This is a genomic window from Phenylobacterium sp., from assembly GCF_016793285.1.
Lineage (GTDB): Bacteria > Pseudomonadota > Alphaproteobacteria > Caulobacterales > Caulobacteraceae > Phenylobacterium.
In genome coordinates this window covers 1-11,839 of record NZ_JAEUMO010000216.1, presented here as the reverse complement: position 1 = coordinate 11,839, position 11,839 = coordinate 1, and the positions used below count along the sequence as shown (strand labels likewise).

The 11,839-nt window shown below is 69.7% G+C and carries 15 protein-coding genes; 8 read left to right on the top strand and 7 right to left on the bottom strand.

The window, feature by feature from the left end; genetic code table 11:
* Both JNL41_RS19095 and JNL41_RS19090 read left to right on the top strand, forming a co-directional pair.
* Positions 1-324 (top strand): hypothetical protein (locus JNL41_RS19095; protein WP_293477720.1); only part of this gene is annotated, 324 nt, incomplete at its 5' end.
* Positions 325-396: 72 nt separating this feature from the next.
* On the top strand, positions 397-558 hold the full coding sequence (locus JNL41_RS19090; RefSeq protein WP_293477718.1) for a hypothetical protein: 162 nt from the start codon (positions 397-399) through the stop codon (positions 556-558).
* 23 nt (positions 559-581) lie between these two features.
* On the opposite strand, the gene JNL41_RS19085 is transcribed toward JNL41_RS19090, so the two are convergent.
* Positions 582-869 carry a hypothetical protein gene (locus JNL41_RS19085; RefSeq protein ID WP_293477716.1) on the bottom strand — a complete coding sequence of 96 codons (288 nt, stop codon included), beginning with the start codon at positions 867-869 and terminating at the stop codon, positions 582-584.
* 132 nt (positions 870-1,001) lie between these two features.
* On the opposite strand from JNL41_RS19085, the gene JNL41_RS19080 reads away from it, so the two are divergent.
* The 4 genes from JNL41_RS19080 to JNL41_RS19065 are packed head-to-tail and all read left to right on the top strand — an operon-like array spanning position 1,002 to position 3,319.
* A complete protein-coding gene (locus JNL41_RS19080; protein ID WP_293477715.1) occupies positions 1,002-1,226 on the top strand; it encodes a hypothetical protein in 225 nt (74 codons plus the stop codon).
* Between the two features lie 35 nt (positions 1,227-1,261).
* Positions 1,262-1,648, top strand: a complete 387-nt coding sequence (locus JNL41_RS19075; RefSeq protein ID WP_293477713.1) for a helix-turn-helix transcriptional regulator — start codon at positions 1,262-1,264, stop codon at positions 1,646-1,648.
* Positions 1,649-1,657: 9 nt separating this feature from the next.
* Positions 1,658-2,995 carry a M20/M25/M40 family metallo-hydrolase gene (locus JNL41_RS19070; protein WP_293477711.1) on the top strand — a complete coding sequence of 446 codons (1,338 nt, stop codon included), beginning with the start codon at positions 1,658-1,660 and terminating at the stop codon, positions 2,993-2,995.
* A gap of 24 nt (positions 2,996-3,019) precedes the next feature.
* Positions 3,020-3,319 carry a hypothetical protein gene (locus JNL41_RS19065; protein ID WP_293477709.1) on the top strand — a complete coding sequence of 100 codons (300 nt, stop codon included), beginning with the start codon at positions 3,020-3,022 and terminating at the stop codon, positions 3,317-3,319.
* On the opposite strand, the gene JNL41_RS19060 is transcribed toward JNL41_RS19065, so the two are convergent.
* The 6 genes from JNL41_RS19060 to JNL41_RS19035 form a co-directional block, all read right to left on the bottom strand.
* Positions 3,316-4,842, bottom strand: a complete 1,527-nt coding sequence (locus tag JNL41_RS19060) for an MDR family MFS transporter (RefSeq protein ID WP_293477707.1) — start codon at positions 4,840-4,842, stop codon at positions 3,316-3,318. The two genes, JNL41_RS19065 and JNL41_RS19060, sit on opposite strands and share 4 nt — an antisense overlap.
* A complete protein-coding gene (locus JNL41_RS19055; protein ID WP_293477705.1) occupies positions 4,820-6,322 on the bottom strand; it encodes an efflux transporter outer membrane subunit in 1,503 nt (500 codons plus the stop codon). The genes JNL41_RS19060 and JNL41_RS19055 overlap by 23 nt, the downstream gene beginning before the upstream one ends.
* Positions 6,319-7,383, bottom strand: a complete 1,065-nt coding sequence (locus tag JNL41_RS19050; RefSeq protein ID WP_293477703.1) for an HlyD family secretion protein — start codon at positions 7,381-7,383, stop codon at positions 6,319-6,321. The genes JNL41_RS19055 and JNL41_RS19050 overlap by 4 nt, the downstream gene beginning before the upstream one ends.
* A gap of 94 nt (positions 7,384-7,477) precedes the next feature.
* Positions 7,478-9,109, bottom strand: coding sequence for an AMP-binding protein (locus JNL41_RS19045; protein ID WP_293477701.1), 1,632 nt, complete (start codon positions 9,107-9,109; stop codon positions 7,478-7,480).
* Between the two features lie 99 nt (positions 9,110-9,208).
* Positions 9,209-9,670 (bottom strand): Lrp/AsnC family transcriptional regulator, encoded by a 462-nt coding sequence (locus JNL41_RS19040; protein ID WP_293477699.1) that lies wholly within the window; start codon positions 9,668-9,670, stop codon positions 9,209-9,211.
* A gap of 191 nt (positions 9,671-9,861) precedes the next feature.
* A complete protein-coding gene (locus JNL41_RS19035) occupies positions 9,862-10,695 on the bottom strand; it encodes an enoyl-CoA hydratase (protein WP_293477697.1) in 834 nt (277 codons plus the stop codon).
* A 157-nt stretch (positions 10,696-10,852) separates the two neighbouring features.
* On the opposite strand from JNL41_RS19035, the gene JNL41_RS19030 reads away from it, so the two are divergent.
* Together JNL41_RS19030 and JNL41_RS19025 are read left to right on the top strand one after the other, a co-directional pair.
* Positions 10,853-11,542, top strand: coding sequence for a dienelactone hydrolase family protein (locus JNL41_RS19030; protein ID WP_293477695.1), 690 nt, complete (start codon positions 10,853-10,855; stop codon positions 11,540-11,542).
* Between the two features lie 73 nt (positions 11,543-11,615).
* Positions 11,616-11,839: SWIB/MDM2 domain-containing protein (locus JNL41_RS19025; protein ID WP_293477693.1), on the top strand; the 224-nt coding region annotated here is incomplete at its 3' end.

The following is an 11,839-nucleotide window of genomic DNA, read 5'->3' as shown; positions in this document are numbered from 1 at the left end:
GGGTATCAGGCCAGCTTCCAGTTCAACCTGACCTTCATGCTCCAGACCCAGGGCGATCACATCGCCGAGTGCATCAAGCTGGCCCGCGACAAGGGATGCGCCACCATCGACGTGACGCCCGAGACCGAGGAATGGTGGGTCCAGGAGGTGATCGCCCACCGCGGCAAGACCAGCCGCAACGCCGACTGCACGCCGGGCTATTACAACTTCGAGGGCGAGTTCAACCGGCGACAGGACGGCAACTACAACGGCGGCTTCTCGCAGTATTTCGACCACATGACCGCCATCCGCGGCGATCTGGAGCGGCACTTCACCTTCGGCTAGCAAGGCGAGAAGCGGCTGCAGGTTCCCCCACAGCACGCCCGCTCGGTCACGGTATTTCCGGCCAGGCTCCTGTTGACGTCCGGCTTCGTCGGCGAGCACCGGGTGGTCGAGGGGCGCGGGTTTCCGCTGCTCGACAAGCCCTACGAGGCCGCCGTCCTCGCCGGGATCATGCGCAAGCTGCTGGATCGTCCGGAAGGCCGACCCCGGAAGCGCGCGCCCGCAGCCGCGGAGTAGGTGTTCCTGTGGCGCGGCCGTCGTCAGGCGTCCGAGGTGGCGGACGTTCGCGCGATCCGCTTCAGGGCCGCCGCGAGCCTGCGCGCGTGGGCGCGGTCGATCTCCGCGTCACGCTCGCCCGCCGACAGTTGCGCCGCGATCCGCGACAGGGCGGCCTGCGTGCGCGACGGCGCGAAGACCCCAACCAGGAGCTCGGCCTCCATCATCAGCTCGGCCTTCAGGCGCGGCGGACAGGCGTCGAGCAGCGCATCGTCGAAGTCGATGATCTCGCAGGCGGTCCGAGCTGCCTCATGTCGGTGTGCGTGTCCCATTGGAGGCGACTAACCCATTCTGGGGCGAGAGTTCCGCCTCCTGCGACGCATGAGCGCTGTTCGTCGAACCGCTCGTTGGGGTTGCTTGCATTCACCCATTCGATGGTCGAGTTTCCAAAAAAGGGGGCCCCCATGGATTCGGAGCACGGCAAGCGTCTCGCTCAAAATCTCGTGGAGATGCTGATGCCCTATGAAGAAGAGTTGATCCAACTCGAGCGCGATGCGCCGGCGTTTGGCCCGCTTCGGCGGGCCGTGGGCATTGCGATCGCCGAGGCTTGTTATTTCATTTCTGACACCCCCTCGCCGCAAGAAGACCTGGTCCCCCCCGCAGACGATGCGGCAAGCCGGGCACGGTAGCGTCGGAGCCCCCATCTAGGAGACCTGAACAACCTATGGCCAACAAACCCGAAGCGGCCGCCGATCCCGTAGACGTCGCTGTCGGCGCGCGGATCCGGCTTCTGCGCAAGGTGCGTGGGCTCTCGCAACAGGCGCTGGCCGAAGCGGCCGGCGTGACCTTCCAGCAGATCCAGAAGTACGAGCGCGGGGCCAACCGCGTCAGCGCCTCCATGCTCACCCGCATCGCCAGGACCCTGGGCGTGCCGGTGGCCGAGATGTTCGGGGAAGCATCGGTCAACAGCGGCGCGGTCGATGAGGTCGCGGCCTTGCTTGCGGAGCCCGGCGCGCTGGAACTGCTCAAGGCCTACGCAGGATTGCCACGCGGCGTCTCGCGATCCGCGCTCGTGGAATTCGTCCGTAGCCTGCGGAGCCAACCGGGCTAAAAGGAGGGAATGCCGACTCGCGCGTTCCCCTCCGCCGCCCTCGTGGCGGCGTTCCTCTTTGCTCTGCCGGCGCTGACATCGCCGGCCCGGGCCGCTCCCAGACTCACGCCCGCCGAAGCGAAGATGGTCGCCACCATCGACGCCGAGCGTGGCCGCAACCGCGAACTGCTCGAAGAGCTGGTGAAGGTGAATTCCGGCACCATGAACCTCGCAGGCGTCGAGCGCGTGGGCGCGATGCTGCGCCCGGAATTCGAGCAGCTTGGCTTCACGGTCCGATGGGTCCCCATGGCGCACGCCGGCCGCGCCGGCCACCTGGTCGCCACCCACAAGGGGAACGGCCGCGGCAAGCGAATGCTGCTGATCGGTCACCTGGACACCGTCTTCGAGCCCGACAGCGGCTTCCTGGGCTGGAAGGTCGAGGGCGATCTCGCCGAGGGCCCCGGAGTCGGCGACATGAAGGGCGGCGACGTGGTGATCGTGGCCGCGCTGCGGGCCATGCAAGCGGCCGGTACGCTGAGGGACGCCGACATCACGGTGGTCCTGACCGGCGACGAGGAGAATCCCGGCGCACCGCTCTCCGTGGCCCGCGCCGACCTCGTCGAAGCCGCGAAGAAGAGCGACGTCGCGCTTGATTTCGAAGGTCTTTCGCGCAGCGGCGGCAAGGACATCGGCTCGATCGCGAGGCGCTCGTCCACCTCGTGGACCATCCATGCCAGCGCCCGGTCCGGCCACTCGTCCGGGGTGTGCCGTGGCGACGCCGGCTGCGGCGCCATCTACGAACTCGTGCGCATCCTCGACGCGTTCCGCCGCGAACTGCCGGAACCGAACCTGACCTACAACGTCGGCCTGATCCTCGGCGGCTCGCAGGCCGACCTGAACGGCGACGACACCGGCGGAACCGCCGCGGGCAAGGCCAACGTCATCGCCGCCACTGCCATCGCCCGCGGCGACATCCGTACGCTGTCGCCCGAACAGGAGACCCGCGTGCGCGCGCATATGCAGGCGATCGTCGAACGCCACCTCGACAAGACCGAGGCCAAGCTCGCGTTCTCGGACGACGGCTATCCGCCGATGGCCCCGACCGACGGCAACAAGGCGCTGCTCGCCAGGCTGAACGCGGTGAACGTCAGCCTCGGCCTGCCCGAAATGCCCGCAGGAGACCCCGCCAACCGCGGCGCCGGCGACATCTCGTTCGTCGCGTTCATCGACGGACTGGTCGGCATGGGCATGGCCGGCGAGGGCAGCCACGCGCCCGGCGAGGCCGCCGACCTCAGGAGCCTGGACGTCCAGGCCAAGCGCGCCGCCCTCCTGATGAGCCGGCTCGCGAAGGAACCGCGGGGGAAGTAGGCTCGCGGGGCCATGCGGCCCACCTTGCCCGTCGCCTTGTCCCTCGCGCTCGTCGGCTGCGGCCAGACGAACGTCGATGCGCGCATGAAGGCCTACCGCGAACAACAGGTGCGCAGCCTGATCGGCGAGTATTCGCAAGCCCGCGTCCGCGGCGACCTCCTGGCCATGTGCGTGAAGAGCAACCTGATCTCGGGGGCCTACGTGGACGCCGACGACGCTGGCAGCGCCGAGGCCTGGAGGGCCCGCAACGCGCAGGACTGCCGCGCCGCCCGCGCCCTCTACGCCCCGGAGGCGGCCGACCGCCGAGCGCCGAATGCGGCCTAGTCGGCGTGGACCTCGGTCGGATCGCGGGCGACCGGAGCGGCGGGGCGCAGGATGAACACCAGCGGGATCAGCACGCAGGTGCCCAGCGCCATCCAACTGAAGATGTTCACGTAACCCAGCATCGACGACTGCCGCGTGACCTCGCCGTTCAGGATCGTCAGGCCGCTGAGGGTGTCGAGGTCCATCAACCGCGGCAGGATGCCGTGCAGCAACGGGCTGGACGGATCCATGCGGCCGGCGAGGTTCGAATGCGCCGCCGCCGCGTCGCGGATCACCATGGCCTGCACCACCGAGATGCCGACGCTGGAGCCCAGGCTGCGGGCCATGGTGGCGACGATGGTGCCTTCCACGCGATGGACCGGGTCCAGCGTCGCGTAGGCCAGGGTGCTGAGCGGCGAGAACAGGAGGCCGGTTCCGAAGCCCTGCACGAAGCCGCTGGCCACGATGGGCATGGCGGTCATGGCCAGGCTGAATTGCCCCATCATCCAGAGGGCCCAGATGCTGAGGATGAGACCGATGCCGAGCGACAGCCGCGCGCCGATCCTCACCACGAGCCACGGAACCAGCAGGAACGCGATCAGCGAGCCGATGCCGCGGCTCACGCTGGCCTCGCCGCTCTGCATGGCCGAATAGCCCATCAGGTTCTGCATGAACGACGGCAGGAGCGCCGAGGTCGAGAACAGCAGCACGCCGACGAAGAAGCTGAAGATGGTCGTGGCGATGAAGTTGCGGTCCTTGGCGAGGTCGCGGTGGAAGAACGGGTGCCGTCCCGTCGCCGTCTGGACGATGAACACCCACAGCCCCGCCGCGCTGACGGCGGCGTAGAACCAGATCTCCTTCGCGTCGAGCCAGTCCTTCTGCGGACCCCGGTCCAGCGCCATCTGCAGGCCGACGATGAACGCGATCAGGCCGCCGAACCCGATGAAGTCGAACGGTCGCTCGCGTCCGCCACGGTCGCGCGACATGAAGTTCTGGCAGCCGAGCCAGGCCAGCACGCCGATCGGCAGATTGATGAAGAAGACCCACCTCCAGTCGAGGTTCTCGGTGATCCAGCCGCCCAGGGTCGGGCCCGCGATCGGCCCCAGGATCACAGCGGCGCTCCAGATGCTCATGACCCGCGGGATCATCGACATCGGGAAGATGTCCAGCATCACCGACTGCGACAGCGGCATCAGCCCGGCGCCGGCCAGGCCCTGCAGCACGCGGAAGGCCACCATCTCCTCCACGGTCTGCGCCATGCCGCAGGCCATCGACGCGATCGTGAAGCCCATGATCGAGTAGACCAGCACGGTCTTGCGCCCGATCTTCTGGCTCAGCCAGCCGGCCATCGGCGTCGCGACCGCCGTCGCCAGGATGTACGACGTCAGCACCCAGGTGATCTGGTCCTGCGACGCCGACAGGCTCCCCTGCATGTGCGGCAGGGCCACGTTGGCGATCGTGGAATCGAGGGTGTTCATCAGCGTCGCCAGCATCAGCGCGCCGGTGATCGGGATCCGGTTCCTAACGTCCTGGGCCGACGCCACCGACGCCTCCGGCGGTTTGCGCCTCGCGCCAGTCGGCGCCCGAGGCGGCATAGAGCGTCACGATGTCCGACAGCCGCCGGGCGCGGGCCTCGGCCAGGCTGCGCAGGTCGCGGTCCATCTGCCGCCGCGACTGAATCACCTCGGCCGCCGTGCGCCCGCCGAGCCGCGCGGCGGCCAGGGTGTCGTCGGCGAGCTGCTGGCTATGGCCCACCGCACGCGTCAGCGCGGCGATCTCGTCCTCGTCCGTCTTCAGCGCGGCCATGGCGTCCGAGACCTCGTTGAACGCCTTCAGCACCGTGCGGCGGTAGCGCGCCTGCGAGACGCGCGCCTCCGCCTCGGCCACCCGTGTGCGGGCCTTGCGCGCCCCGCCGTCGAACAGCGGCGCGGTCAGTCCGCTGGCCAGCGTGTAGCCGGTGGAGCTGGGCGAGAAGAGGTCGTCCGGCGTCAGTCCCGACAGGCTGCCGTTCGCCGAGAGCCGCAGGGCCGGATACCGGTCGGCGACCGCCACGCCGATGGCCGCCGTCGCCGCGTGCAGGTCCGCCTCCGCGGCGAGGATGTCCGGCCGGCGCCGCACCAGCTCCGACGGCAGGCTCACCGGCGCCTGCGCCGGCACGGCGATCTGCGCCAGGTCGAAGTCCGGGGGCGTCCAGTCGCCGGGCGACCTGCCCGCCAGCAGCGCCAACTGCCGGCGCGCGGTGTCGTACTGGCGCCGCAGCGGCGGGAGCACCGCCTCGTCCTCGGCGAGCTGCGCCTCGATGCCGGTCAGGGTCGTGCGCGGGATGCCGCCGATGCTGAGCGCCTTGTGCGCGAGGCCCAGCAGGGTGCGGTCGTCCTCGACGATCGCCTCCATCGCCTTGATCTCGTCGCGCAGCCCCGCGATCCGCATCGCCTGCAGCGCCACGCTGGCGGACAGGGTCAGGTAGGCGGCGTCCGCCTCGCGCTCGGCCTGTTCGACCCGCGCGCCGGCCTGCTCGGCGCGTCGCCGCTCGCCGCCGAACAGGTCGAGGTCGTAGGTCACCCGCGCGCCGAGCGAAAAGAGATTGAACGTCCGCGTGCCGAAGCTGCTGAACGGCGAGTTGGTGCTGCCGCTCTTGATGCCGAAGGACTTGGAGTTGAACTTCTGCCGGGCGGCGTTTCCCGTGCCCTCGACCTGCACCCCGCGCTCGCCTGCCGTTTCGCTCGCGGCGGCCTGGTAGCGCTCCAGCGTCGCCTGCGCCTCGGCGACGTCCGGGCTTTCGGCCAGAGCCAGCCGCACCGTCCGGTCCAGCGCCTCGGACCGGAACGCCAGCCACCAGGGCCCGGCCGCCCGCGCCTCGGGCGAGAGCTGGACGACCGCGGCCTTCGCCTCGCCGGGCGGCGTGTAGTCGGCCGCGCCCGCCGGCGCGTCGGGGCGCTTGAAGTCCGGGCCCACCGTCGTACAGGCGCCGAGCAGCAGCACCGGCGCCGCCAGCAGCCGGAGGAGGCGAGGGGAGCCGGTCACGGCGCCTGGCGCGGTCCGCCGCGCAGGTCGACCTTCACGGTCGCCGAGAGGCCGGCGCGCGCGGCGCGGTCCGGGGGCGGCCTGTCGAACTCGATCCGCACGGGCAGGCGCTGAGTCACCTTCACCCAGTTGCCGGTGGCGTTCTGGGCGGGCAACGCCGAGAAGGCGGCGCCGGTGCCGGGCGGGAAGCTCGCCACGTGACCCTTCAGGACCCCGCCCGGATAGGCGTCGATGTCGATCTCGACCGGCTGGCCCACATGCATGTGGCCGATCTGGTTTTCCTTGAAGTTGGCCTCGACCCAGGCCTGGCCCGACAGCAGCCAGAAGGCGGTCTGGGAGGCGTTCAGGTAGGCGCCCACCGGCAGTTGGTCGACGCGGGCCACCACGCCGTCGGCCGGTGCGATCACCGTGGCGTAGCCGGCGTTCAACTGGGCGCGCTCCACCTGGGCCCTGGCCTGCATCACGCTGGGCGCGCGGTCGCCGATGTCGGGATCGCCGCCCAGGGCCGCCAGGGCCTGCGCCGCCTGCCGCTGGGCCACCGCGAGCTGGTCGCGCGCCTGGTTGGCCGCGTGCGCGGCCTGGTCCACGGCCTGGCCCGACACGGCGCCCGCGGTGTTGAGCTGCCGCTGGCGCGACAGCTCGCGATCGGCGAACCGCAGGTTCTCGCGCGCCGCGGCGATGTTGGCCGTCTCGCGCTCGTAGGCGGCGCGGGCCTGGCGCACGGCCAGTTGCGCGCCCGAAAGCTGCGCCTCGGCCAGGTCGAGGCCGGCCTTCACGTCCCGCTGGTCCAGCCGGAACAGCACCTGGCCGCGCTTCACGGACTGGTTTTCCTTCACGTAGATCTCGATCACCCGCCCCGAGATGGAGGGCGCGACCGGCGTCTTGGCGATCTGCACATAGGCGTCGTCGGTGGTCTCCGATCGCCCGCTGGTCAGGAGGAAGTAGGCCAGCACGGCCAGCACCGCGACAGGGCCGGCGATCATGATGATCCAACGCCTGCGGAAGCCGCCCGGCCGCCGCCCGCCGGCGTCCGGCGCCGTCGCGTCCTGGTTTTCCGTCACGCCTTCGTCATCCCCCTGCGACGTATCCGACCGCGCATCCGGCGTCCGCCGCCGGCCGGGCCGTCCGTCACATCCACAGACCCTGTTACCCGAACTAGACGGCGGCGCCCAAGGCCGCCAGCGCCCGTTCCTTCACTGCCTTGTAGTCCACCTTGCCGTTGGGGGCCCGCCCGATGGAATCGACCACCACCAGCTCCCGCGGGGCCTTGTAGCCCGCGAGCTGGGAATGCACATGCGACGAGAGCTCCGCCAGGGTGGGTTCCGCGCCCGCCTCGGGTTCGACCACGGCGCAGATCCGCTCGCCGAAGCGAGGGTCCGGCACGCCGACGACGACTGCGTCGCGCACCGCGGCGTGCCGCTTGAGCGCCTCCTCGACCTCCTCGGGGAAGACCTTCTCGCCGCCGGTGTTGATGCAGACCGAGCCACGGCCCAGCAGCTTCAGCGTCCCGTCGGCGTTCACCTCCGCCCAGTCGCCGGGCACGCTCCAGCGCTGTCCCTCGATGATCTTGAACGTCGCGTCCGACTTGGCCTTGTCCTTGTAATAGCCCATCGGCAGGAAGCCGCTTACGGCCACCAGGCCGCGCTCGCCCGAGCCGGGCTCGACCCGCCGGCCGTCCTCGGTGAAGACCCCGGTGTTCGGCCCCAGCATGAAGGCCGCCGTCTGCGCTTCCGCGCCGGCCGCCGAGGCCGAGGCGCCCAGGCCCACCGCCTCCGACGAGCCGAAGCTGTCGGCGATCACGGCCTGCGGGATGTGGCCGAGGAGGCCCTTCTTGTTCTCGTAGCTCCACATCGAGCCGGACGAGCTCATCGAACGCACCGAACTCAGGTCCCACTTGCCCGGATTGGCGTCCAGCGCCTCCAGCATCGGCGTGGAGAAGGCCAGGCCGACGATGACGACGTTGGTGGCCTTCAGTCGCTCGACCTCGTTCCAGAGCTCGACGGCGTTGAACTTGCGCGAGGGGAGCACGCAGACCGTGCCGCCGCCGTTGAAGGAGATGAAGGCGGAGAACTGGCCGGTGCCGTGCATCAGCGGCGCGCACGTCATCATCGTGGCCTTCAGGTGTTCCGGCCCCTTGATGCGCTCGACCAGTTCCTCGATCGACGTCGCCGGCGGGATGCCCAGCGCCGCGTTGCCGCCGGCGCCCAGCACCTGGAAGAGGTCGTCCTGGCGCCACATCACGCCCTTCGGCATCCCGGTCGTGCCGCCGGTGTAGAGCAGCAGAAGGTCGTCGCCCGACCTGCCCCAGGGGGCCTTCACAGGCCGCTGGGCGGGGACCTTCGCCACCACTGCGCCGTAGTCGTCGGCCCAAGCCGGCACGGAATGGCCGGGCTCGGCCACCGCAACCCAGGCCTTCACCTTCGGAAGTTGCGGCCGGATCTTCTCGAGCAGTTCGGCGAAGCCCGCGTGGAACACCACGGCTTCCGCGTCGGCGTTGTCGAAGAGGTAGCGCACCTCCTCGGGTCCGTAGCGGTAGTTGGTGTTCACCGGCGCGAACCCGCCCTTGAAGGCGGCGAAGTAGGTCTCGAGGTACTCGGGCCCGTTGTAGAGATACCCGGCCACCTTGGCCTGCTGGCTCAGTCCCCTGGCGATGAAGTGCGCCGCCAGCGCATCCGAGCGGGCGTCGAATGCCCCCCAGGTGATGACGCGGTCGGCCTGGATCAGCGCCGGCTGGTCGGGCTGCGACCTCGCGATGGCTTCCCACACATCCGCAATGGTCCATCCCATGACGCGCACGCCTCCCCAAAAGCTCTTCTTCGTTGGCGACAATTTGGCCGCCTGCCGTCGCGTTATGTCAAACGGCCATCCTGCCCGAGGCGCGTCCGTCTACACGGGCAGGGCGGTGGTCGACTTGATCTGCTCCATCGCGAACGCCGAGCTCACGTCCGACAGGGGCACGGTCGCGATCAGCTTCCTGTAGAAGGCGTCGTAGGCGGCGATGTCGCGCACCAGCACCTTCATCAGGTAGTCCGTGTCGCCGCTCAGCCGGTAGAACTCCACCACCTCGGGCAGCGAACTTGCGGCGCCGGCGAAAGCGTCCAGCCACTCCTGGTCGTGCCGGCTGGTCCGCACGGAGACGAACACCACTAGCCCCAGGTCCAGCTTCATCCGGTCCAGCAACGCCACGCGCTGCATGATGACGCCTGCGTCTGTCAGCCGCTTGATCCGCTTCCAGCACGGCGTCTGCGACAGGCCCACGATCTGCGCCAGCTCCGCGACCGCGATCGTGGCGTCCCGCTGCAGCTCCCGCAGGATCCGCCGATCTATGCCGTCGAGAACGATATCCATGCGAAGTGGCCCCTGCGGAGATTCGGATTCTACATCCTCCCTCAGATACGTCATCCCGCGGCCTGTCCGTGGGACTCATGCGCGCGGACGCCGCCGGAAAATGCCGCGGCGGCGATGCTGGGGGGCAACACGCTCAGCGGTGTTCATGGGTCCCGCGGACAAGCCGCGGGATGACGTTCGCGGAGGGGAGGTTATCCCTTCGCCCGCACCTGCAGGCCGCTGGGGTCCACGGGAACGCCGTGGACCTGCATGTTGTGGCTGTGGGCGAGCTGGTGGAGCGCGAAGGCCTGGTTCATGGCCGAGAGGCGGCCCTGCGCGTCCTCTGCCGCGTTCACCGCTTCCTTGGCCATCTTCAGGGCGAACATCGGCTTCAGCGCGATGCGCTCGGCCAGCGCCATCGTGAACGCCGACAGCTCCGCCCGCGGCGCCACATGGTTCACCATCCCCAGCGCCTTGGCCTCGTCGGCGCTCAGCCAGTCGGCGGTGAACAGCAATTCCTTCGCCTTTCGCGCCCCGACTTCCCATGGGTGGTGGAAATACTCGACGCCGCCCACGCCCATGCCGACGGTGTTGTCGCAGAAGGCGGCATCGTCGCTGGCCACGATCAGGTCGCAGGGCCAGGCCAGCATCAGCCCGCCGGCGATGCACTTGCCCTGGACCTCGGCGATCGTCGGCTTCGGGATGTTGCGCCAGCGCTCGGAGAGGCCGAGGTAGATTTCCTTCTCCCGCGCCATCCGCCCCTCGGCGCCCGCGCACCCGAAACCGCACCAGGTCCCGACCACGTCGAACGGCGCCATCTGCGCGGCGATTGAGCCGCCCTCGCGCAGGTCGTGCCCCGACGAGAAGTGCGGTCCGTTCGCCGCCAGGACGATCACCTTGACCGCGTCGTCCCGCGCCGCCCGGTCGAACGCGGCGTTCAGCTCGTAGAGCAGGGCGGTGTCCTGGGCGTTCCGGCTCTCCGGCCGGTTCAGCACGATCCGCACGATCGCGGGGCGGGGCGTCTCGTAGAGGATGGCGTCGGTCATGGCGGGCTCCCTGGCGCCATAACAGCCTGTGCCGATGGCCCTGCCTAGGGTTCCGCCGATGGCGCGGGCAGATCTCGTGCGCAGGGCGAGGAAATCTGTCGGCCCTCCCAGACATTCGGCATTTTCCTATTAAAATGATAGGAAATAAGTTCGGCGAATGACCCACGCCCTGATCGAGATTCCGCTCGACGACGGCGCCCTCGACGCCCTCGTCGCTTGCCCCGAGACACCCGGCCGCCACGCCCCGATTCTGCTGCTCGGGGACGCCGGGGAGGGCGATTCGACCCGCCGGCGGCGGGCCAGGCGCCTATCCGCCCACAGTTTTTTCGTCCTGGCGCCCGACGTCTCCGGGCGCCGCGCCGACGACCTCCGCGAGGCCGCCTCGGCCGCGCTGGATCATCTCGCCGACCAGCGCGACTGCGACGACGCCCGCGTGGGCGTCCTGGGCTTCGGCGTCGGCGCCGACCTGGCCCTCGAACTCGCGGCCCGCCGGGCCGAGCGCGTCGCGGCCGTCGCGGCCTATGGCGGACGGGGGTTCGGGCCGTGCGCGGCCTTCGAAATCGCAAGCAGGATCAACGGCTTCGTCCGCATCGGCTATCGTGTCGGCCATGTCCCGCGAGGCGTCGGGCTCCTGGAGACGGCGCTGACCGTTGCCGGGGTTCTCTTCGACACCGACATCTACGAGACCGAGCCCTGGAGCACCGAGCTCGCCGACCTCTTCGGCCGCACGCTCGCGCCGCCGCCGCCGGTCACGGGCCTCCACGGGGCGCCGCAAGGGAAGGGTGGGTCGCCGCCCCTCAACCATACCGGGCGCATCGCCGCTGGCGCGCGGCAGACTCCGCGTTAGGATGCGCCAAGCGACTCGGGTTTCGGCGACCCCCGCCGGGACGTCGCTTCACCATCACTAGCTGGGGGAGCCCATGGCCACCAAGAACACGAACGCCCTGCAGAAGCCTCTGACGCCCTCGGCCGAACTGGCTGCTGTGGTGGGCGCGGGCCAGCTTTCGCGCGGGGAAACCGTTTCGAAGATCTGGGACTACATCAAGAAGAACAACCTGCAGAATCCCGCGAACAAGCGCGAGATCCTGGCCGACGCCAAGCTGAAGCCGATCTTCGGCGGCAAGGACAAGGTCAGCATGTTCGA

Excerpts from the sequence above, each read along its gene's own strand:
- JNL41_RS19085 (WP_293477716.1), bottom strand. The coding sequence starts at position 869 with ATGGGACACGCACACCGACATGAGGCAGCTCGGACCGCCTGCGAGATC.
- JNL41_RS19080 (WP_293477715.1), top strand. The coding sequence starts at position 1,002 with ATGGATTCGGAGCACGGCAAGCGTCTCGCTCAAAATCTCGTGGAGATG.
- JNL41_RS19075 (WP_293477713.1), top strand. The coding sequence starts at position 1,262 with ATGGCCAACAAACCCGAAGCGGCCGCCGATCCCGTAGACGTCGCTGTC.
- JNL41_RS19070 (WP_293477711.1), top strand. The coding sequence starts at position 1,658 with ATGCCGACTCGCGCGTTCCCCTCCGCCGCCCTCGTGGCGGCGTTCCTC.
- JNL41_RS19045 (WP_293477701.1), bottom strand. The coding sequence starts at position 9,109 with ATGGGATGGACCATTGCGGATGTGTGGGAAGCCATCGCGAGGTCGCAG.
- JNL41_RS19040 (WP_293477699.1), bottom strand. The coding sequence starts at position 9,670 with ATGGATATCGTTCTCGACGGCATAGATCGGCGGATCCTGCGGGAGCTG.
- JNL41_RS19035 (WP_293477697.1), bottom strand. The coding sequence starts at position 10,695 with ATGACCGACGCCATCCTCTACGAGACGCCCCGCCCCGCGATCGTGCGG.
- JNL41_RS19030 (WP_293477695.1), top strand. The coding sequence starts at position 10,853 with ATGACCCACGCCCTGATCGAGATTCCGCTCGACGACGGCGCCCTCGAC.